Raw genomic sequence first — 20,867 nt, 5'->3', positions numbered from 1 at the left:
AAATGTGCAATGGTCAATTTAGACAGGGAGGAGCGGATGAGGCAAGGACAAACGGGGCCGGACGCAGCGGCCGTCAGGCGTGAGGCGGCCCGGCTCGGCCGGGAACTGGGCCCGCAGGAAGCCGGATTGCTCGCGGGCTATCTGGCGCTGCTTGGCCGCTGGAGCAGCAAGGTCAATCTGGTCGGGCCGTCGCAGTGGCAGGAAATCCTGGCCACCCTGGTGGCCGACTCCTGGCATGTGGCCGATTTTCTCGCCGGGCCCGGAGCGGATGTCCTGCCGCCGGCCGGCGAGCCCCTGTTGACGCTTGATTTCGGGGCCGGGGCCGGCTTGCCGGGCATCCCGCTGCGGGCTTTTTTCAATCGGGGGGAGTATGCGCTGCTCGAGGCCAGGCAAAAGCGCTCCATTTTTCTGGGCGAGGCCGTGGCCCGTCTGGGCCTTGCCGGCATGACCGTGGCCGAGGGGCGGGTGGAGGCCACGGTGCCGCCGATTCTGGCCGCCCGGCCCGATATTTTTGTCCTGTGTGTGAGCCGGGCCTTTGCCCCCTGGCCGCAGTTTCTGGGCATCTGCCGGGGGCTCGTGCGCCGGCCCATGGCCGTCCTGACCATGACCGGCTCGCCGACGCCGGCCCATGAAACGCCCCCGGAGTTTGCCGTGGCCGCCGCCGGGAGCTATGTCGTTGCCGGCAAGACCCGCTATATGTCGCTGTTTACGCCCTCGGCCGCCTCCATGTAGGCGTCCTTGAAGATGAGGCGGGTGGCCGTGGCGTCGGCCACCTCGGCCAGATCCATAAGCGTTTCCAGGAAATCCAGGATTTCGCCTTTGTCGGCCTCGGAGGCGTTTTCAAAGTCGAAAGCCAGGTCGCCGGATTCGAAATATTGGCGCAGTTTGGTCAGGTAGTTGGCATCAATGAGGGGCAGGGGCATGGCTGGCACCGCCTGGATGTGTTAGTGGTGATAGGGAGCGCCGGCATTGATGGCCGCTGCCCGGTAGAGTTGTTCGTAAAGGACCACCCGGGCCAGTTCGTGGGGCAAGGTGCCCGGACCCAGGGCCAGGGTGAGGTCGGCCCGGGCAAGGACGGGGCCGTCCAGGCCGAATGCGCCGCCAATGACAAAGCACGGGGCCCGGCCCGGGTCCTCGACCATGCCTTGCAGTCTGCCGGCCAGTTCCCGCGAAGGCAGGGAGCGGCCGTGTTCGTCGAGGACGACAAGGAAATCGCGGGGACCAAGGCGCGCCAGCAGGCTCTTGGCCTCCTCGGCCTTTCGCCGCAACGGGTCGGCGGATTTGCCGTCGCGCACCACCTCCTCCTTGGCCGGCAGATAGCGGCGCAAGGCGTCCAGGTAATGGGCGCAGGCGTCGCGAAAATACGGGGCCTTGGTCTGGCCGATGACGATGAGGCGAATCGGTTTCATGGAGGTCTGCGTCCGATGGGCTGGCTTTCGCGGGGTGTTAGCCGAGGGGACGGGCAGTTGTCAAAGCGGCCGCCTTGGATTAGGCCGATATGCGCCTGACATGAATACAGGTTGATCGGGAGAGGCATGTCGTTTCTGGTGGATATGGGCAGAAAGCTTCGGTGCGTTGCCGGCATCATTGCCCTGGTTGTGACCATGGCCGCCTTTTCTGGCGCACTTTCCCCGGCTTGGGCCCAGGAACTGCTCCTGACCAATCTGGTGCTCAACAACTACGAAGGCCGCATTCGGGTGCGCTTTGGCATTGAACCGTCGGGCCTTGAGCGCATCAGCCAGTTTTTGGCCTCCGGCGAACGCCTGTCGCTCTATTGCCGGGCCAGGCTGGCCCAGAAGCGCGACTATGTCTGGGACCAGGAAGTGAGCTTTGCGACCTGGGCAAGTGAATTGCGCCGACTGAAAAGCGGTGAATTCGTAGTCACCCTGCCAAGCCAGGGTCCCATGGCTGACAAGGATCTGGGTGCACTTTTTCGCAAGCATTTAAATGAAATACTGATTGACCTCGGCTCCTGGGATCGTCTGGAGCGGGGAGTCACCTATGTGCTCACCCTCGATTTGGCCCTTGGACGCCCGGATGTTTCCCCGTGGCTCAAAAACGGCCTTTTTTTCTGGTCCTTCGACGCCGCCCGCCCTGTTTCCTACCAGCTTGACTTCACCTACTGAACCCGCCTGTCAGTTGCCATCCTCCCGGGATCACGTATAATGGCTTCAGCCGCCATAGTGCGGCTGGGAGGCTCCTGTATGCGCGTGGTCATCCTCGGCGGCTCGGGCTTTATTGGTCGGGCATTGACCCATTCCCTGGTCGGGGAAGGGCACGAGGTCGTGGTCGTCTCGCGTAGCGGCGGGAACCGGCGGCCGGCCGGCGGCGTGGTCTTCGCCCCCTTTGACGGGAAGAGCGGGCAGGGCTTTGCCCACCACCTTGACGGCGCGTTCGCCCTGGTCAATCTGGCCGGGGAGAACATTGCCTCGGGCTATTGGACCGAAGCCAGGAAGGCCCGCATTCTTGAAAGCCGCCTGGCTGCCGGCCGGGCCGTCATGGACGCGTTGGCCCGCGTGGAGCGCAGGCCGTCGGTGCTGCTCCAAGGCTCGGCTGTCGGGTATTACGGCGACACGGGCGAGGCCCCGGCCGCGGAAGACGCTCCCCGGGGAAGCGGTTTTCTGGCCGATGTGGCCGGGCAGTGGGAAGCCTCCACTGCGGCCGCAACGACGCTTGGCCTGCGCCGGGTCGTTTTGCGCACGGCCGTGGTCCTCGGCCGGGACGGCGGGGCTCTGCCCCGGATGCTCCTGCCGTACCGTTTTTTTCTCGGCGGTCCACTGGGATCGGGACGCCAGTGGTTTCCCTGGGTGCATCTCGACGACGAGGTCCGGGCCATCCGCTTCCTCCTGGAGTGCGAGGAGGCCTCGGGCCCCTATAATCTGGCCGCTCCCGACGCCCTGACCCAAAACGATCTGGCCGCCGCCCTGGGCCATGCCCTGGACCGTCCGGCCCGGCTGCGGCTGCCGGAGACGGTGCTGCGCCTGACTCTTGGCCAGATGGGCCGGGAACTCTTTTTGCAAAGTGCCCGCATCGTGCCCGAGAAGTTGCTGCGACTCGGGTTTTCCTTCCGTTTCCCAACCATCGCCGCTGCCCTGGCCGACATCCTCAGCGGCCCGGACGCCTCCCATGCCTGATACCGATTCGGACACGACCAGCGCAGCCCGCATCCTCGTTGTCGAGGATGAGGCCGTGGTGGCCATCGACGTACGCCATCGGCTGACCCGCCTGGGCTATACCGTGGCCGGCATTGCCGATAGCGGCGAGGAAGCCGTGCGGCTGGTCGGGGAACTCGCCCCGGATATGATCCTCATGGACATCATCCTGGCCGGCAAGATGGACGGCGTGGATGCGGCGACCCTTATCCGGGAACGCTACGCCGCACCGGTGGTGTTTTTGACCGCCCATTCCGACCGGGCCACCCTGCGCCGGGCCGGTGCAGCCGGTCCGTACGGCTATCTGATAAAGCCCTTCGAGGAGCGCGAACTGCAAAGCGCCCTGGAAATCGCCCTGTACAAATCGCGCATGGAACGCAAACTGGCCAAGACCGAGCGGCTGACAGCCATCACCCTCAAGTGCCTGGGCGAAGGCCTGCTCACCACGGACGAAACCGGCCAGGTCGTGTTCGTCAATCCGGCGGCTGAAACGCTGCTGGGGGTCGCGGCCGCGGCCATTGTCGGCCAGCCCCTGGAGGCGGTGTACCGAGCCACCCCGGGCGAGGCCGATGGGCCGACGGGGCGGGAGCAGGCCGTGCTGCACTGTCCGGGCGGCCGTGATGTGCCGGTGGAGCAGACCACCTCGCCCATCCTGGACGCACAGGGGGGCAGTATCGGCACGGTGGTGGTCTTTCGCGATGTCAGCCAACGCCTCATGGCCGAGCAGGCCTTGCGCGATTCCGTGGCCAATCTGCGCTGCGCCCTGGCCGAAACCGTCAACGCCCTGACCGTCACCTCGGAAAAGCGTGATCCCTTCACTGCCGGGCATCAGCAGCGGGTGTCCCATCTGGCCGCCGCTCTGGCGGTCCGGCTCGGCCTGCCCGAGGAGGCCTGCGAAGGCGTCCGGGTGGCCGGTCTGGTCCATGATATCGGCAAGATCCATGTGCCGGCCGAAATTCTGGCCAAGCCTGAGGCCTTAAATGCCATGGAAATGGGCATTGTCCACGACCACAGCGCCGTCGGCTACGAAATCCTCAAGAGCATCCCCTTCCCCTGGCCAGTGGCCCGTATGGTCCTGGAACACCACGAGCGCATGGACGGTTCGGGCTATCCCGGCCACCTGGGAGCGGACGCAGTGCTTCTGGCCTCGCGCATCCTGGCCGTGGCCGACGTGATCGAGGCCATGAATTCCCATCGCCCCTACCGGGCGGCCCCGGGGCGCGAGGCGTCGTTGGCCGAAATACGGTCCGGCCGGGGACGCCTCTACGACCCTGACGTGGTCGACTGCTGCCTGGAGCTTTTTTTGCGCGAAGGCTACCAGCTCTAGGTCACCGGATTTTCCTGTTCCCTGATCCAGATGAGGCTGGCCTGGCGGCCGGTGGTTTTGTCGCGGCGGTAGGAAAAAACTGCGGCAGGCTTTTGGTGCACAGGTCCAGGGCAAAGATGCGATCCCGGTCCAGGCCGGCGGCAATGAGTTGGTCCCGGGTGAGACGCCACAGATCGACCCGGCATGTGCGGTGGTCGTAGTAGGGCCGAAAGGCCTCGCCAAATTCGCTGTCAAAGGCGGTGAACTGCGACTCCCCCGGGCCAAGGCTCGGGCCGCGTACGGCCGAAAGCTCGTGCGGGGAAAGCCCGTAGCGCACGCAAAACGAGCGCACGGCCCGGGCGCAGAAATCCTGGACATTGCCCCGCCAGCCCACATGCAGGGCCATGATGTAGCGCCCTGAGGCATGGGCGAGCAGCACCGGCTGGCAGTCGGCCGTCTTGATGGCCAGGGCATGGCCCGGACGGGTTTCGGTCATGCCGTCGCCGGCCTCGATGCTCGGACGGGCGAGGGTCTCGAATTCCGGCTCGAAAATCATATCCACGCCATGCACCTGACGCAGCGAATGCCAGGCGGCAAAGCCCAGTTCGCCTTTGAGAGCGGTGCGCAGCGCCGTCACAGCGGCCGGATCGGCGCCGCCGGCAAAGGCCATGGTGTCCGGACCCAGGCCAAAGGCGCAGGCCACATTCGGGATGTCGGGAAAGACAAAGGGAATGGTGTTCATAATGGCGGCACGAGGAGGGTTTGCCGGTCGGTGACAACGGCGTTGACCGGCCGGTCCCACGGCTCGGCTGGAAGGTGGTCGACCAGTTGGAAGGCGTAGCCCAGGCCGACGACGAAGGCAGCTGCAGCCATGGGCAGGGCCAGCAGCCGGTCGTAGTAGCCGCCGCCAAAGCCCAGCCGGTTGCCGCGCCGATCGAAAGCCAGCCCGGGAACCAGGATCAGGTCCGGGGCAAAGGCTTCTGGGGGGCGACAGAGGGCCTGCCGGGGTTCCAGGATGCCAAAGCGGCCGGCTACGACATCGGACAGGCAGGAGACACAGCCCAGATCAAGCAGCCCGGGGGCGTCGTTGCGACAGCGGGGCAGGAGCAGGCGTTTGCCGTCGGCCAGGGCCTTTTCGGCCACAAGTGCGGCGTCCACTTCGTTTTTAATGGGCAGATAGGCGGCAATTTCCCGGGCATTGCGGTAGGCGGGCAGGGAGAACACCTGCGCGGCCACGGCTTGGCTGGCCAACGACGCATCAGTCTCGGCCAAGGCGGCACGCCCGGCCAGCATCTGTCGGCGCAGGTCGTCCTTGGCGGCGGATAGGCTGCGCTTCTGGTCGCTTATGGCGGGTTGATCTGGTTGCAATGTTTTCACAACCGTTTCATAGTAGCAAGCGAATCCCGCCAAGGGAAGGGCGGGGGTGCATACCCGGCTGATGGAGGCAGTGATGACCGGCAGGGCATTTTGGCTAGGCATGGGCGACATCCACGACGATATTTCGCTCCTTCGGCGGATCCCCGACCTCGACAGCGCCTCGGGCATTGTCGTTAGCGGCGATCTGACCATCAAGGGCGGCGTGGCTGCGGCCAAACGGGTCATCGAGGCCATTCGCGGCGTCAACCCGGTCATCCTGGCCCAGATCGGCAACATGGACAAGGCCGAGGTGGACGCCTACCTCACCGGGGAAGGCATAAACATCCACGCCACCGGCCGGGTCACCGCCCAGGGTGTGGGCTTTTTCGGCTGCGGCTGGTCCACGCCGACGCCCTTTGGCACTCCGAGCGAGGCCGGTGAGGACCGGATTGGGGCCTGGCTTGAGGCGGCCTACGAGACAGTGGCCCATTGCCCGCATCTGGTGCTTGTTTCCCACACGCCGCCCCTTGGCACCGCAACCGACAGGGTGGGGGCAGGGACCCATGTGGGCAGCCGGGCCGTGCGGGATTTTATCGAGCGCGTCCAGCCTGATGTCTGCCTGACCGGCCATATTCACGAGTCCACGGCCATGGACACCCTGGGCCGCACTGTCGTCGTCAATCCCGGGGCCCTGGCCGCCGGCGGCTACGCCCGCATCGAACTGGGACCGGAAGGCCTCAGCGCCCGTCTGTGCCGCATCGTATGACCCTCACCGACGCCAGAGCGCCAGGGAAGTGCCCTTGAGCCGGCCAGGGGTGGCTTTGATCCGTCGGCGTGGGGCGGCGGCAGTGCGGGAAAGGCCTTTGCGGAGCTGGCGATGCGTGTCGTAAGTATCATTGATATCGTCTTTTACCGGGCGTTTCTCAGCAAGATCTACCTCACCACCGAGGTCGATTACCATTTTTTGTCCCCGGAAGAGGCTCCGGCCGCCCTGGCTGCCGCTGATCCCCCGCCTGATGTCGTGCTCATCCAGGATTCCTATGCCGCAGTCGAGTGCGGCCAGATCCTCGAACATGTTCGCGCGGCTGCGGCCACGCTGGGGCGGGAACTGCCGGTGTTGTGTCTGCGCCCGTTTGACGAAACCCAGGAAGAGCGCGATCTGGCCTGCCATCCTCTGGGGGAAGACGTCCATCCGGTCAATCGCCTGAATCTGGCCCAGGTCATCGGCGAATTCAAACACACCCTGGCCCAGCGGCCGAATGTGCCCGGATCCCGGGAAATTTTGTTCGTCGATGGCGGCCGGACGCTGCTCCATGTGGTCCGGGCGGCCCTGGCTGGAAGCGGTTTCCGGGTCGTGCCCGCCCATCATGCCGAAGCGGCCCTGTCGCTTTGCCGCAAGCGCTCCTTTGAGTTGGTGCTGACCAGCGTCCTGCTCCCGGGCATGTCGGGACTCGAGTTGTGCCGTCGCCTCAAGGAAGACAACCCCGGGCGCTATCTGCCGGTCATCATCCTGTCGAGCAGCGACAACCCCATTGACATGGACACGGCTTTCACCTGCGGGGCCGACGACTACCTGCTTAAGTCCTTTACCGCCGAGATGCTCTCCAGCAAAGTCTCCGAGCACCTGGATGTGGCTGAGCGCAAACGCCACAACAAGATTCTGGTCGTCGACGACAGCAAGCTCACTCGCGAACTCCTGCGCCACAGCTTCATCAAAAACGGCCACTGTGTCCTGACGGCCGAAAACGGGGCCACAGCCCTGAGCATCGCTTTGGCAGAGCAACCCGACGTGGTGGTGACCGACATCGAGATGCCGGAGATGGACGGCTACGCCCTGTGCGAATGCATCCGGGACCACCCGGAATTGCGCAACACCCTGGTGGTCATCATGAGCGCCCGGGGCCATGTCAGTGACATCAAACGCGGCGAACGCCTTGGGGTGTCCCGCTATTTCGTCAAACCTTTTGACGTGGAAAAGATGCTGCTCGTGGTGGAGCAACTGCTCGGCGAGAGCTACCGCCACCTGAAAAAAGAGCACGAGCACGTCCTGTCGAGCATGTCGGCCCTGATCACTGCCCTGGAGGCCCGGGACGAATACACCAAGGGCCACACCGCCCGGGTGTCGCGCATGGCCATGCGCCTGGGCCGGGCCATGGGCCTTGACGACAAGGAACTGCGCAACCTGGAGATCGGGGCCAATCTGCACGACATCGGCAAGATCGGCGTGCGCGACGCGGTGCTCTTGAAGCCCGGCCGGCTCACTCCCGAGGAATACGCCAGCATCCAGGAGCATGCCGTCATCGGCGCGGAAATCCTGCGTCCCATCGTCTCCCTGGCCCCGGTTCTGCCGCTTATTTTGCTCCATCACGAGCGTTGGGACGGCCAGGGCTATCCCACGGCCATCCTGGGCGAGGAAATTCCGCTTGGGGCGCGCATCATCGCCATTGCCGACGCCTTTGACGCCATGACCACCGACCGGCCTTACCGCAAAGGCATGAAGTTGGGCCAGGCCCTGGATATCCTTCGGGAAGAAGCCGGGCGGCAGTTCTGTCCGACCTGCGCGGCAGCGTTTCTGGCCATGTTTGACGGGATCGATGACGCAAACGAGCGTGCACAAACGGAGTAGGATTATTGCATGATTTTAGTGAGCTGGAACGTTAACGGCCTGCGGGCTGTGGTGCAGAAAGGGTTCTGGGAGTGGCTCTCGGGCAGTGGCGCGGATGTGGCCGGAGTGCAGGAGTCCAAGATACAGCCCGGGCATGAGGCGGATTTTCCCGGCACAGCCGGCTACAAGGCCGTCTGGTCGAGTTCCACAGTGAAAAAAGGCTATTCCGGCGTGGGTTGCCTGTATCGGGTTGAGCCGTTGTCGATCGCCACGGAATTGCCCGATGCCGTCTTTGGCGGAGAAGGGCGGCTTTTACAGCTGGAATTCGAAGAGTTTTATTTCTTCAACGTCTATTTTCCCAACGGTGGGCAGGGACCCGAGCGTCTGGCCTACAAACTTGCCTATTACGACGCCTTTCTGGCCCATGCCGAGGACCTTCGCTGCCGCAAACCTATTGTGGTCTGCGGCGACTTCAACACTGCCCACACCGCCCTTGACCTCAAAAACGCCAAGGCCAACGAAAAGACGTCGGGCTTTTTGCCTGAGGAGCGGGCCTGGCTCGACCGGTTCACGGCCGCCGGCTACGTGGACACCTTCCGCATGTTCGAGCCCGGTCCCGGCCACTATACATGGTGGGACTACCGCTTCAAGGCCCGGGACCGTAACGTGGGCTGGCGCATCGACTATTTCTTCGTGTCCGAGGAACTGCGGCCCAAGGTCAAACGGGCCTGGATCGAGTCTTCGGTCATGGGCTCGGACCATTGCCCGGTCGGGCTTGAACTCGACTGCCGCTAGTCGTTGCCGAAAAGCAGGGCGCACATCCATTCCACCGGCGCGTGCTCGTCGGTGAGCACCATGGCCCCGGCTCCCTCGGCTCCCTGGGCGGGAGCAAGGCGCTGGCCCAGAAAACGCCGCAATTCCGAATCGTTGGGCTCAGGCATGGGACCAGGCTGGTTTCTGGCCACCAGCATAACGTTCTGGGCCGTCCGGGGCTCGTGGGGACTGCCCAGGGCGTAGAGGGCCACATCGGGAAAGACGGCGGCAAAGGTGGCGGCCAGGGAGCGGACAAAGCGCGACCCGTCGCCTTCGATTGGGCCGATGGCATTGACCATGACCGCGCCGTCCGGGGCGAGTTGGGCGCGAAGGCGGGTGGCCGCCTCCCGGGTCACCAGATGGAAAGGCGGGGCGTAGTCCGTGCCGAAAGCGTCGAGATAAATAAGATCATAGGGTCCGCCCGGACGATTGAGGACCATTCTGGCGTCCTCGTGGACGATGGTCAGGCCCGGATGCGGGGCAAGGCCGAAATGCCGTGAAGCCAGCTCCGTCACTCCGGGGTCGAGTTCAATCACGGTGACAGAGGCTTGCGGCCGCTTCTCCAGGACATGGCGGGGAAAGCTGAAGGCTCCGCCGCCGATGACCAGCACGTTGGGCGTAGCCGGAGCCATATCCAGGCCCAGGGTGAAAAAGCGGGTGTAATCCAGGGCCAGTTCGTCCGGCGCATCGGGATACATGGCGGATTGGCAGCGGGCCGGGCCGGTGGCCATGACCCGGATGGGCCGGGCCGAGACCGGGTCCATTCCCTGATAGACCAGAACCCGGCCGTAAGCGGTGTCCACGTCGTGGATGCCGGCTTCGGCCAGCATGGCATTCTCGGCCGCCAGCCACAGGCCGCACAGCAGGATGATGCCGAAGGCGGCCCCCTTGGCCCGGACGTCCGTGCGGGAGGCGGCCAGGGACAGGGCGGCCAGAAAGGCGGCCGTGACCAGTAAAATGGTAGTGGAACCCAGGGCGGCCACCAGGACGAATCCGGCGGCAAAGGTGCCGACGATGCTGCCCAGGGTTGAGAGGGCATAGAGGCGTCCGGCCGTGGCTCCGGCCGTGGCCGCGTCGCGCAGGGTCAGGCGCACGGCAAAGGGCGACACCATGCCAAGCAGCCCGGCTGCCGGGGCAAACAGGAGCAGGGCGGCGGCAATGACTCCCAGGCGCGGACCCAGGCCATGCCCGGCCAGGAAGGCCAGGAGCAGGGCCTTGGTGACGGCGGTGGCGGCCGTCAGGATGGCGGCCAGCAGGATGACCACGGACAAGGCCCGGGCCGTGGGATGGCGGTCGGCGATGCGCCCGCCCTGCCAGTAGCCCAGGGACAGGCTGGCCATGACCACGCCGATCAGTCCGGTCCAGACCACAATCGAGGTCCCGAGAAACGGGGCCAGGATGCGCGCCCCGACAATTTCCAGGACCATGACCGCCGCGCCGCAGCCAAAAACCACGAGTTGAAGCATTGTCGGCTCCGCCGATGCCCTACGATCAAGGCATCATTCAGGAATGCCAGATTGTATCCGGCGGACGCCCTGGACGTAAAGGGGCCGTGGCGAAATGTTTTTGACCAGGACCGGCTCTGTGCGTTAGGATGGGAAAATTTCCATTTTACACCCAGGCAGGGAGGAGTCGTGATGAAACGGTACATTACAGCGATGACTGTGGCGATTTTGACAATGTGCATGGCGACGGCGGCCATGGCTTTTTCCGGCGGGGCCGGCATCACGGCCGATGAAGCCTTGGCCCGCCTCAAGGAAGGCAACACCCGCTATGTGGCCGGTGCGGCCGTGGCCCCCCACCAGGATGCCGCCCGGCGGCATGAGACAGCGGTGGGCGGCCAGCATCCCTTTGCCACGGTCCTGTCCTGCGCCGATTCCCGGGTTCCTGTCGAGGTCCTGTTCGATCAGGGCGTGGGCGATGTCTTCGTGGTGCGTGTGGCCGGCAACGTGGCCAACACCGACGAGATCGGCACCATGGAATATGGGGCCGAGCACCTGGGCGCGCCCCTGGTCGTTGTCCTGGCCCACACCAAGTGCGGCGCGGTCACGGCAGTGGTCAAGGGCGAGCATGTCACCGAGAACATCGGCAAGCTGGTGGCCCCCATCGTGCCGGCCGTGGCTAGCGTGAAAAGCCGTTTCGCCACGGACGACCTGGCCGAACTGATCAACCGTTCCATCGAGGCCAACATGTGGCAGGCCATCGCCGACACCTACGCCAAAAGCCCGTTGCTCAAAAAGATGGCAGCCGACGGCAAGATCAAGGTTGTCGGCGCGCTTTACGACATCGATTCCGGGGACGTGCACTGGTTTGGGGAACACCCCTCCAACGCCGCCCTGCTTGCCAAGTAGTATGCCCAACGGTTCTTTGGCGGCTCCTCGGGGGGCCGCCTTTTTTTTGGACTTTTTTCGCGAACCTGATTAGGGCCATACCCTGTGCCTATCCTCGTCCTCGTCGTTTTCATCGTGGTCTATGCCGCCATGATTCTTGGCCGCCTGCCTGGGCTGGCCCTGGATCGGACCGGTGCGGCCGTTCTCGGGGCCCTTGTCCTGGTCGCGGCCGGGACAATGACCGTGGCCGAGGCCTGGAGCGCGGCCGATGTCCCGACCCTGGCCCTGCTGTTCGGGCTGATGGTGGTTTCGGCCCAGTTGCGTCTGGGCGGTTTCTACACCCGGGTAAGCCGCGTCCTTGTGGCCAGCGCCGCCAGCCCGGCCGGGCTTCTGGCCCGCCTCATGGCCGCTGCCGCCGTTTTATCCGCGCTGTTGGCCAACGACATCGTCTGTCTGGCCATGACGCCGATCATTGTGGAAGCCACCCTGGCCCGGGGGCTCAACCCTTTGCCCTATCTCATCGGTCTGGCCCTGTCCGCCAACATCGGTTCGGCCGCCACCCTCATCGGCAATCCCCAGAATATGCTCATCGGCCAGGTGGCCCGCCTTTCCTTTGGCGGCTACATGCTTGACGTGTGGCCCTGCGTGGCGGCAAGCCTGCTACTCGCCTATGCCGGAACGGTGTGGGGATTCCGGGGACGTTTCAGCGGTCCCAAGGTGGTGCTGGCCATCCCTGCCCCGGTTTTTTCCCCCTGGCAGTCGGGCAAGGGCCTGCTGGCTCTTGGCCTTTGCATGGTGGTCTTTGTCTGGGGCGGCATACCCAGGGAAAACGCGGCCCTTGGCTGCGCCGCCGTCTTGCTGCTCAGCCGGCGCATGGCCTCGCGCGAGACCCTGGCCCTGGTAGACTGGCAGTTGCTGCTGCTCTTTCTCGGCCTGTTTGTGGTCAATCGCGAGGTGGCGGCTGTGGGCCTGCTTGACGAGGCCTATCGGAGCGTGGCGGCGCTTGGCATTGATCTGAAGCAGCCGGTGTGGCTTTTCACCATGACGGCCGTCCTGTCCAACGTCGTCTCCAATGTCCCGGCCGTCATGCTGCTCCTGCCCGGCCACAACAGCCCGGAACAGGCCACGCTCCTGGCCGTCTCCAGCACCCTGGCCGGCAATCTGATTCTTCCGGGCAGCATTGCCAATCTGATCGTGGCCGATCAGGCGGGGCTGCTGGGCATTTCCCTGGGTTTTGGCCGCCACGCCCGGGTGGCCCTGCCCGTCACCCTGGCCACGCTGGCCGTTTCCGGCCTGTGGCTTTTGCGTTGAACCCAGGAGGCACGCCCGTGGACCTTGTCAGACAGGCCCTTGAGGCCGGTTTCTTCCGTGCAACGGACACAGCGGTCATTGTCTATGATCTTGACCGGCTCGAAGCCAATGTGACCCGGCTGGCTGAGGCCTTTCCGGAGCGCACCGGCCACGCTTTTGCCGTCAAGTCCTGCCCGTTGCCGCCGATCCTGTCCTTCCTGGCCGGGCTTGGGCTCGGGGCCGAGGCCGCTTCGCTGCCGGAGATACATCTGGCCCTGGCCGCCGGCTTTCCCCCGGCGCGCATCGTGTTCGACTCGCCGGCCAAGACAGTGGAAGAACTGCAGCTGGCGCTGACGCTTGGGATTTACATCAACGCCGACAATTTGACGGAACTGGAGCGCATCGCCGGCCTGGCCGCCGCCACGGGCGTAACGCCCCGGGCCGGGTTGCGGGTCAATCCCCAGGCCGGGCTTGGACGCATCAAGGCCACGAGCGTGGCCGGGCGCTATTCGAAATTCGGCGTTCCCCTGGAAGAGCGGGCGGCCATTCTGGACGCCTTTGCCCGCTATCCCTGGCTTGAAGGGCTCCACGTCCATGTCGGCTCCCAGGGCTGTCCGCTTGACCTGCTGGTGGCCGGGGTGGGGGCTGTTTTTGATCTGGGCCGCGACATCGACCGGGCATTGGGGGCGGGACGGATCAAGACGTTTGACCTGGGCGGCGGGTTGCCGGCCGGGTATCGCGACAGCGACACGCCGCCGACTCCGGCCGCCTATGTTGCGGCCCTGGCTGAGCGGTGTCCGGGGCTTTTGTCCGGCGATCCGGCCCTGGTCACGGAGTTTGGCCGGATGCTGGCCGCGCCCTGTGCCGTGGCCGCCAGCCGGGTGGAATACGTCAAGCGCCAGAAAGGGCATCGCACGGCCGTGCTGCATCTCGGGGCGGACCTGTTTGTCCGGGAATGCTATAATCCCAAGTCCTGGCCTCACCGCACCGGGCTGCTTGATCCAACGGGACGCGAAAAGACCGGTCGCATTGGGGTCTGGCATCTGGCCGGGCCGCTGTGTTTTTCCGGAGATTTCCCGGTCTGGCAGGCCCGGTTGCCGGATATCGGTGCTGGTGACATCGTCCTCGTCCGGGACGTAGGGGCCTACACGCTCTCCATGTGGTCGCGCTACAACAGCCGACAGATGCCCCGGGTACTGGGCATTCGCCAGGGGCAGTTTTCCGTGCTTCGGGAGCGTGAAGAACCGCAGGATGTGGTGCGGTTCTGGCTTGGCCGGGAAAAGTCTGTTTAGGAGATCGGTCGAGGCGGCGGCAGCCGGTTGATGAACGGCCGACCGATGAGGAAATCGACTTCCTCGCGGGTCAGGATGGCCCGGCAGGGACTTGGTCTGGCTGCGGCGGTGGGGACGCGGCCCAGAAATTCGCGGGTTTTGGCCTGCAGCGCCTCCGGGGCCAGGGGAAGCAGGCACACGCCGTCAAGGCTGCCGCAGCTTGCCGCCCGGCCCACGGTGTCCGGACAGGGGGGGTGGACCAGGGCGTAGACGCGAGTGCCGCTGCCGCTTATGTCGCGGACCAGACGGATGGCGGATTCACAGTCCTGGTCAAGGGTCAGGTAGGCCAGCTGGCAGGGGCCGAAGCGTTTCACAAGGCGAGCGGCTTCGTCGGCGTCATGGGCGGCGAGCACCGAAAAATACCCTGACAAGGCCCCGGTCAGGAACGCCAGTTCCATGGAATCCGGGCAGACGATGAGTACGCTGGCAGGCAGAGCGACCCCCCTTGGCTCACACGACGCCACCGCCTGGAAAGAGGGAGGCGGCTGCAAGTCGCTGCCTATGGTCTTGCAAGAAACGATCCACTTCAATACTTTCAGGGTGACGCAGCAAGAATGGTCAGGTCGGAGGCAATTTCTGCCCTGTCAGCGGCAGTTGCCCTCGGCCTTGTAGCTTTTATAAAACTCGCAGTCACCCAGATCGCAGGCTTTCTTGTAGTCGGTGCAGGCCCGTTCCCGGTTTCCAAGACGCTCGTGCGCCAGTCCCCGGTTGGTGAAAAAGGCCGGGTCCGTGGTCTTGGCGGCAATGGCCCGGTCATAGTCGGCCAGGGCGTCCTTGGGCCGGCCCAGGTTGCTTATGACATTGCCCCGGTTGTTGCGCAAGTCAGGATCGTTGGGATCGGCGGCAATGGCCTCGTCGAGCATGGTCAACGCGGTCTGGTAGTCCCCGCCGGCCTGGGCCTTGGCCGCCATGGCCGCCAGGGAGGCTGCGGTTTTGGGATCATGCGGAGCGCCTGCGGCCGCCACGGCCGGTTGCTGCGCCCCCGACCTGACCGGCTGCGGAGCCACGGCTGCGGCCGCGGGTTGCGGCTGCGGCGCGGGCTGCATGACTGGCTGGGCCACCGGCGGCATCACGGGCTGCGGCGCAGGCTGCATGGCGGGTTGGGGGGCCGGCTGCGGCGTTGCGGGCTGCGACGCGGCCTGGGGAGCCTGGGTGGCCGCTGGTTTGCTTTTGGGATCAAATAGCCCGGCCTTGGGCTCCGGGTGGGGCTGGCGGATCGGATCGGGCATGACGATGGTCTCGGTGGACTGTTTGGACGCACCGCTGCCGACCCCGGCCGTGGCTTCCTGGATCTGCTCCTGGCGCTGCTGCTCCTCGCCGCGGATCTGGGAATCGACCTGCGTCATCTTTTCCAGACGCCGTTTGAGGATCTCCTCCTGGGTCAGCGCCAGGGCCGACGTTGCAGCCAGGAGCAGGGCAGATGCCGCCATCAGGAAGACGAACCGTCGCATGACGAATCCTTTCATGGGTGAAGAGCCGCGTCCTAGGGACGGGCCGGAATGTTGAGCACCTGGCCGTCACGCAGGGTGTCGGGGTGCATGTCGCCGTTGGCCCGGGTGATGTCTTCCACCGTGACCCCGAACTTGTGGGCGATACGCGACAGATTGTCGCCGCGAAGGACCGTGTAGGCCGTGGCTTCGGTCTTCTTGCCGGCCTCGGGCTTGGCCTTGGCCTCTTTTTGGTCCTTGTCTTTCTTGGCCTTTTCGGCCTTGGACTTGGCCACGGGTTCACTGGCCGGGGCCGGAATCTCGATGACTTCCTCGCCTTTAAACGGCACGGACAGCTGCTTGCCGTCGCCCGGGCGCACCGGGGGCTGGGAAGGCGTGGCCGGCGTCTTGGCGGCAGTCTTGGCATCGCCCTGCATGAAGGCTGCGTATTCGGCTTCGGACAGACCGCCGTCGGCGTCGGCATCCTGGCGGGCGAACAGGTCCGGGGTGGCGTCAGGAAAGACGAACAGGAATTCCTCGTAGGAAATCTGGCCGTTTTTGTCGTGATCAACGTTGCGGAAGGAATCCTTGTCGCCTCCGGAACAGCCGCTGAGGACGATGAGGCTTATGGCAAACCAGGCAATGAGTGACCGCATAGGCTCCTCGTTTGTGCGTTGGGGAAGGCGGCGCAAACGCCAGCATTCGAAGCAGGCGCTTACCATGGGGGCAATCGGCAAGTCACGTGAAAAAAAAGTTGGAATTCCGGTCGTAACACCTTTACGGCATTGGGGTCCGGGCTTGTCTCCGCCATCGCCCCGGCGTAGGACGGCCAGGAGCGGCCGGCGCTGGCCGGCTGTTCGTATTACCGATGCTTTACGGGAGGCTGTGATGGATCTTTCGACGCTTCGCAAGACGGCCAGGGAAGAACTGAAGGGATATTGCCGGGTCTGTCCGGTGTGCGACGGACGCGCCTGCGCCGGAGAAGCCCCGGGCATGGGCGGCATGGGGACCGGGTCGGCCTTCAAGGTCAATGTGGAGGCGCTGTCCCGGGTGCGTCTGGCCATGCGCACCCTGCATTCCGTCAAGGAGGCAGACACGAGCCTGACGCTTTTTGGCCGCGCGCTGTCCATGCCCATTCTGGCCGCCCCTCTGACCGGCGTGGTCTACAATATGGGCGGGCGGCTGACCGAGGCGGAATTCATTCGCCGCATGATTGATGGGGCGGCTGCGGCCGGCACCATAGGCTGCTGCGGCGACGGGGCCGATCCGGCCATGTTCGACAGCGGACTGGCCGCCATCAGCGCCCGCGACGGCCACGGCATTCCCTTTGTCAAACCACGTGGCCAGGCAGCCGTGCTGGCCTTGCTCGCCCGGGCCGCCGAGACCGGGGCGGCTGCCGTTGGCATGGATGTGGACGGGGCCGGACTGGCGGTCATGGCGCTTAAAGGCCAACCCGTGTCGCCGAAATCGCCTGAGGAACTCAAGGCCTGCAGCCAGGCCACGCCGCTGCCTTTCATCGTCAAGGGCATCATGACGCCGGATGAGGCGGAAATCGCCTTTGCCGCCGGTGCTGCGGCCATCGTGGTTTCCAACCACGGCGGCCGGGTGCTCGACCACACCCCGGGAGCGGCCGAGGTGTTGCCGGCCATTGCCCGGGCGGTCAAGGGCCGGGGGGTGATTCTGGTTGACGGCGGGGTGCGCTCCGGGGCCGATGTGCTCAAATACCTTGCCCTTGGGGCCGATGCCGTGCTGGTTGGTCGGCCGCTGGTGGTTGGGGCTTTTGGCGGCGGGGCCGAGGGCGTGGCCTTTTTGCTGGAGAAAATGCGGGCCGAACTCAAAGCGGCCATGTTGCTGACCGGCACGGCCTCGGTTGGCCGGGTGTCCCCCTCCATCCTGTCGTAGTCGCCCGATTTCGCGAGTCCCGCCTCTTTGGTCCGGGAAAAGCCCGGCCTCGAAATGTGCCTCGCCTGCCTGCGTTTTGTGCGCCGGTTGGCGAGGCCTTTGTTTGGATTGCCGCAGGTCGATGTGGTGTGCTAGGAAATGGGAATTCGTGCTGGTCAGACAGCCGGATTTGAGCACAGACACACGCTTCATTTTTGCAACAACGTTCTTCGCTGGTACTGCTATGGAGTCGGCATGGGTTTGCGCTACCAGACATTTCGCATCACCAGTTTGACGATAGCCCTGACTGTTGTCGGTCTCTATCTCGTTTCCAGATTTGTTTTTCTTTCCAATTTTGTCGATATGGAACGCAAACTGGTGGTCAATGACGTCAAACGCGCCCACAATGCCTTGACTGTCAGCGTCAACCGCATCGGGTTGCTGGTGTCCGACTGGGCCACCTGGGACGAGGCTTACCGATTCATGGCCGAGGGCGGGCAGGAGTTTTTGGATTCCAATCTGACCCGGGAAACCTTCGTCAAGCAGCGTCTGGCCGTTATCGGCCTGTTCGATCTGGCGGGGCGTCTGGTTGGCGGCCGGTATTATGATGCCGCAACCGACAGTTTGGTCGACGTACCCCGGGATGTCCTGTCCCTTCTGGCCCCGGATGGCGGACTGCTGGCCGAGGCTCAAAGCGACGAAGGCCGCCAGGGGGTGGTCATGATCGGGGGGCGGCCCATGCTCCTGGCCGCCTTGCCCGTGCTTCGCAGCGAACGACAAGGTCCGGCCCGGGGGACCCTGGTCATGGGCAGTTGGCTGGACGCAACCACGGTCAACGAACTGGCCGCGGCAACCGTTCTCGACGTGCGTGTGCTGGCGCTTGACGAGCCCGGACTGCCCGACCCGGCAACCGCAGCAGCAATCGAAATTCTCCCCGCGACTGAAGATGCTGCCGTCTGTGTCGGGCTCGGCCTGGTGCGCGATGTCTTCAACCAACCTGCCTTCTGGATGTCCGTGACTATCGGCCGGGATTTTTTCAACCAGGGACTGGGGCTCATTCATTCCAGCCTGGGGCTTTTTGCCTTGGTCGGCCTGATCCTGTTTCTGGTGCTGCTGCTGTTTTTGGAACACCGCATCCTGCGCCCTTTACAGCATATCAGCACCCTCTCCGGGCGCATCGCCAAGGGCGAATCGGCCTTGCGTCTCCATCTACCCGGCAATGACGAGCTTGCCGGGCTGGCCCTGGACTTGAATATCATGCTCGACCGGCTGGAAGGGGCCAAGCGGTCGCTCATCGCTTCGGAAAACCGCTATCGCAGCCTGTTTCTGGGAATCGGCGCGGCCACCGTCCTGGTCGGTCCGGATAATTGTATCGAATTGGCCAACCCGGCCTTTACCCGGCTGGCCGGGCTTTCGCGGGAGAAGCTTGAAGGCCTGCGCCAATGGACGGAATTTTGCCCGGACATGGCGGCGGCCCTTTCGGCCGGTCTGGCCGGACGAGGCCAAGGGGAATCCCCGGCCCTGCAGACCCGGTTCGTGCGCAACGACGGTGAACACCGCTTTGTCCTCCTGACCTTGACCAGTCTGGCCGGCGGCGAGGCCTCCATCATCTCCCTTGTGGACAATACCCCGGCCAAAAAGGCCGAACAGGCCCTGGCCGTTCTTACCCGGGACCTCGAAGCCCTGGTGGCCGAACGTACCGAGGAGGCCAGGTCCAAGGCCGTGGAACTGGAAGCTGCCAACCAGCGGCTCCTGGAGCTTGACCGGATCAAGTCCGCCATCCTGTCCTCGGTGTCCCACGAACTGCGGACCCCGCTGACCTCCATCCGAGGTTTTGCCAATCTTATCGAGCGGGATATTGACCGGCTGATCGAGACCTCCAGCGCCACCGGCCTGGGGACCCACCCGCGCATCCGGCGCATCCGCGACAACCTGCACATCATCAATGAAGAAAACCGGCGCCTGACCGAACTGATCAATGATTTCCTGGATTTGTCCAAGATAGAATCCGGAAAGATGGAATGGCGCGACAGCGCCGTGGACGCCCTGGAACTGGCCAGTCGAGCCGAGCGGGCCACGGCCTCGCTGTTTGAGGACGGCCCTGTCGCCCTTATCCTTGATATCGATCCGGCCACGCCCAGGCTGTTTGCCGATTTTGACCGTATGGTGCAGGTGTGCATCAATTTGCTGGCCAATGCCCGCAAGTTCACAGACCACGGACAGGTCCGGCTGCGCATCGCGCCGGATGCTGCCGGCGACTGGGTCATGCAGGTCGCCGACACAGGTCGGGGCATCGCATCCGCCGACCTGGAGCGAATTTTCGAGAATTTCATCCAGGCCGCGGCCAACGGCCAGGATGTAATCGGTGGCACCGGCCTTGGCCTGAGCATCTGCCGCACTATCGTCGCCCATTATGGCGGCCGCATCTGGGCGGAATCGACTCCGGGACAAGGCAGCGTCTTTACCGTGGCCATCCCGCGCAAACAGCTGTTTGCCGATCCACTGGTCCGGCCCGGCGCGGCAGGCTAGAAACGCAAAAGGCGCGCGGCCCAAAGGGGTGCCGCGCGCCTGACTGGCCTGCTGGCTTGCGGTTTAGCCGTCGAGGCTGGGCGCGTCGCCTTCTTTCCAGGCGATTTCAATGGAGAGCTTCTTCTTGCTTTTGCCGGATTTGGCTTTGTCCTTGAAGCTGATTTCCAGTTCGGCGACCAGCGGTAAATCAACGCACACCGGACCGTCTTCGCCCGTGGCGGCAAGCTTTCGCTGCTTGAGGCCCTCCACGAGTTTTTCCAGCACCACGGCGGCGTCGTAGGTCAACATCTTTTCATCACAGTGAAACAGCTTCGATTTTTCGCCCATGTCATGCTCCTTTGGCTTGGATGCGATCGCAGAGAATCACGCTCACCATAGCCGCTTCTCAGGCGATTGTCATGACGTCTGGACGAAAAACCGGTCTCAACCGGGCGTCACCGGGTTGCGGGGGACGGCTGTGGGCCGGTTCGTGCCGGGGGCAGGAAGCCGGGAGACGCGGCATGGCCTAAAGGCGCGGGTACACCGGTTGCGCCGGGCTCAGGCCGGCAGAAAAATCGTAGTGCCCCGGTCCCTGGACGAGGAGCAACCGGCAGGGGATGGTCCCGATATTGGCCACGCTGTGGACGCGTCCCGGGGCCACCACGGCCCGCTCGCCGGTGGTCAGCCGCACGCGCTCGTCCGGGTCAAGGAAATGTACCGCGGCCAGGCCGGCCAGACAGAAGGTGGTATCCGTCACCTGGCTGTGCCGGTGAGCCGGGATGCTCTGCCCGGGGGCCAGCGTCATGACCGTCACCCTGGCGTCGACCGTCAAAAGGATGCTCTCCTTGCCGGCAATGCTGTAGGCTGG

The 20,867-nt window shown here is 64.7% G+C and carries 21 protein-coding genes and 1 pseudogene; 12 read left to right on the top strand and 10 right to left on the bottom strand.

Annotated features, from left to right (window positions below; genetic code table 11):
• Positions 1 to 36 precede the first annotated feature (36 nt).
• On the top strand, positions 37 to 732 hold the full coding sequence (locus DVDV_RS06105) for a 16S rRNA (guanine(527)-N(7))-methyltransferase RsmG (RefSeq protein WP_075353821.1): 696 nt from the start codon (positions 37 to 39) through the stop codon (positions 730 to 732).
• Here the strand turns inward: DVDV_RS06105 and DVDV_RS06100 are convergent.
• Positions 693 to 923, bottom strand: coding sequence for a hypothetical protein (locus DVDV_RS06100; RefSeq protein ID WP_075353820.1), 231 nt, complete (start codon positions 921 to 923; stop codon positions 693 to 695). The two genes, DVDV_RS06105 and DVDV_RS06100, sit on opposite strands and share 40 nt — an antisense overlap.
• 21 nt (positions 924 to 944) lie before the next feature.
• A complete protein-coding gene (locus tag DVDV_RS06095; protein ID WP_075353819.1) occupies positions 945 to 1,409 on the bottom strand; it encodes a 23S rRNA (pseudouridine(1915)-N(3))-methyltransferase RlmH in 465 nt (154 codons plus the stop codon).
• 126 nt (positions 1,410 to 1,535) lie between these two features.
• Between DVDV_RS06095 and DVDV_RS06090 the strand changes: the two genes are divergently transcribed.
• The 3 genes from DVDV_RS06090 (at position 1,536) to DVDV_RS06080 (ending at position 4,479) form a co-directional block, all read left to right on the top strand.
• A complete protein-coding gene (locus tag DVDV_RS06090) occupies positions 1,536 to 2,126 on the top strand; it encodes a DUF4390 domain-containing protein (RefSeq protein ID WP_254845276.1) in 591 nt (196 codons plus the stop codon).
• A gap of 78 nt (positions 2,127 to 2,204) precedes the next feature.
• The gene (locus DVDV_RS06085; RefSeq protein ID WP_075353818.1) at positions 2,205 to 3,134 is read left to right on the top strand and encodes a TIGR01777 family oxidoreductase; all 930 of its coding nucleotides are present in this window, start codon (positions 2,205 to 2,207) and stop codon (positions 3,132 to 3,134) included.
• Complete coding sequence (locus tag DVDV_RS06080) at positions 3,127 to 4,479, top strand: HD domain-containing phosphohydrolase (protein WP_075353817.1); 1,353 nt, start codon at positions 3,127 to 3,129, stop codon at positions 4,477 to 4,479. The genes DVDV_RS06085 and DVDV_RS06080 overlap by 8 nt, the downstream gene beginning before the upstream one ends.
• On the opposite strand, the pseudogene DVDV_RS06075 reads toward DVDV_RS06080, so the two are convergent.
• Positions 4,476 to 5,200: pseudogene (locus DVDV_RS06075) on the bottom strand (polyphenol oxidase family protein). The gene DVDV_RS06080 and the pseudogene DVDV_RS06075 sit on opposite strands and share 4 nt — an antisense overlap.
• Positions 5,197 to 5,937 carry a 5-formyltetrahydrofolate cyclo-ligase gene (locus tag DVDV_RS06070; RefSeq protein ID WP_083634674.1) on the bottom strand — a complete coding sequence of 247 codons (741 nt, stop codon included), beginning with the start codon at positions 5,935 to 5,937 and terminating at the stop codon, positions 5,197 to 5,199. Before DVDV_RS06070 ends, DVDV_RS06075 begins: the two are co-directional and overlap by 4 nt.
• Here DVDV_RS06070 and DVDV_RS06065 point away from each other — a divergent pair.
• From DVDV_RS06065 to DVDV_RS06055, 3 genes are all read left to right on the top strand, one after another.
• A complete protein-coding gene (locus DVDV_RS06065) occupies positions 5,909 to 6,580 on the top strand; it encodes a metallophosphoesterase family protein (RefSeq protein ID WP_075353815.1) in 672 nt (223 codons plus the stop codon). The two genes, DVDV_RS06070 and DVDV_RS06065, sit on opposite strands and share 29 nt — an antisense overlap.
• A 111-nt stretch (positions 6,581 to 6,691) precedes the next feature.
• Entirely contained in the window at positions 6,692 to 8,440 is a 1,749-nt protein-coding gene (locus tag DVDV_RS06060) for a response regulator (RefSeq protein WP_075353814.1), read from the top strand.
• A gap of 9 nt (positions 8,441 to 8,449) precedes the next feature.
• Entirely contained in the window at positions 8,450 to 9,214 is a 765-nt protein-coding gene (locus DVDV_RS06055; protein WP_075353813.1) for an exodeoxyribonuclease III, read from the top strand.
• On the opposite strand, the gene DVDV_RS06050 is transcribed toward DVDV_RS06055, so the two are convergent.
• A complete protein-coding gene (locus DVDV_RS06050; RefSeq protein WP_075353812.1) occupies positions 9,211 to 10,698 on the bottom strand; it encodes a fused MFS/spermidine synthase in 1,488 nt (495 codons plus the stop codon). The two genes, DVDV_RS06055 and DVDV_RS06050, sit on opposite strands and share 4 nt — an antisense overlap.
• A 171-nt stretch (positions 10,699 to 10,869) precedes the next feature.
• On the opposite strand from DVDV_RS06050, the gene DVDV_RS06045 reads away from it, so the two are divergent.
• The 3 genes from DVDV_RS06045 to DVDV_RS06035 all read left to right on the top strand — a co-directional run bounded on the left by DVDV_RS06045 (position 10,870) and on the right by DVDV_RS06035 (position 14,144).
• Positions 10,870 to 11,583, top strand: a complete 714-nt coding sequence (locus DVDV_RS06045; RefSeq protein WP_075353811.1) for a carbonic anhydrase — start codon at positions 10,870 to 10,872, stop codon at positions 11,581 to 11,583.
• Between the two features lie 84 nt (positions 11,584 to 11,667).
• The gene (locus tag DVDV_RS06040) at positions 11,668 to 12,873 is read left to right on the top strand and encodes an SLC13 family permease (RefSeq protein WP_139311540.1); all 1,206 of its coding nucleotides are present in this window, start codon (positions 11,668 to 11,670) and stop codon (positions 12,871 to 12,873) included.
• A gap of 17 nt (positions 12,874 to 12,890) precedes the next feature.
• Entirely contained in the window at positions 12,891 to 14,144 is a 1,254-nt protein-coding gene (locus tag DVDV_RS06035; RefSeq protein WP_075353810.1) for a diaminopimelate decarboxylase, read from the top strand.
• Here DVDV_RS06035 and DVDV_RS06030 read toward each other — a convergent pair.
• The 3 genes from DVDV_RS06030 to DVDV_RS06020 form a co-directional block, all read right to left on the bottom strand.
• Entirely contained in the window at positions 14,141 to 14,581 is a 441-nt protein-coding gene (locus DVDV_RS06030) for a hypothetical protein (RefSeq protein WP_075353809.1), read from the bottom strand. The two genes, DVDV_RS06035 and DVDV_RS06030, sit on opposite strands and share 4 nt — an antisense overlap.
• Positions 14,582 to 14,767: 186 nt before the next feature.
• Positions 14,768 to 15,634, bottom strand: coding sequence for a tetratricopeptide repeat protein (locus tag DVDV_RS06025; protein WP_075353808.1), 867 nt, complete (start codon positions 15,632 to 15,634; stop codon positions 14,768 to 14,770).
• Between the two features lie 32 nt (positions 15,635 to 15,666).
• Complete coding sequence (locus DVDV_RS06020) at positions 15,667 to 16,266, bottom strand: LysM peptidoglycan-binding domain-containing protein (RefSeq protein WP_075353807.1); 600 nt, start codon at positions 16,264 to 16,266, stop codon at positions 15,667 to 15,669.
• Between the two features lie 232 nt (positions 16,267 to 16,498).
• Here DVDV_RS06020 and DVDV_RS06015 point away from each other — a divergent pair, with 232 nt between their 5' ends.
• Entirely contained in the window at positions 16,499 to 17,512 is a 1,014-nt protein-coding gene (locus tag DVDV_RS06015; protein ID WP_075353806.1) for an alpha-hydroxy-acid oxidizing protein, read from the top strand.
• Between the two features lie 234 nt (positions 17,513 to 17,746).
• Complete coding sequence (locus tag DVDV_RS06010) at positions 17,747 to 20,020, top strand: HAMP domain-containing histidine kinase (protein ID WP_075353805.1); 2,274 nt, start codon at positions 17,747 to 17,749, stop codon at positions 20,018 to 20,020.
• A 63-nt stretch (positions 20,021 to 20,083) separates the two neighbouring features.
• Here the strand turns inward: DVDV_RS06010 and DVDV_RS06005 are convergent, their stop codons facing one another.
• A complete protein-coding gene (locus tag DVDV_RS06005; RefSeq protein ID WP_075353804.1) occupies positions 20,084 to 20,347 on the bottom strand; it encodes an amphi-Trp domain-containing protein in 264 nt (87 codons plus the stop codon).
• Between the two features lie 178 nt (positions 20,348 to 20,525).
• On the bottom strand, positions 20,526 to 20,867 hold a 342-nt coding region (locus DVDV_RS06000), incomplete at its 5' end, for a cupin domain-containing protein (RefSeq protein WP_075353803.1).

The sequence above is a fragment of the Desulfovibrio sp. DV genome, from assembly GCF_001936595.1.
In the GTDB taxonomy this organism is placed as follows: domain Bacteria; phylum Desulfobacterota; class Desulfovibrionia; order Desulfovibrionales; family Desulfovibrionaceae; genus Solidesulfovibrio.
This window is presented reverse-complemented; position numbering and strand designations above follow the sequence as displayed.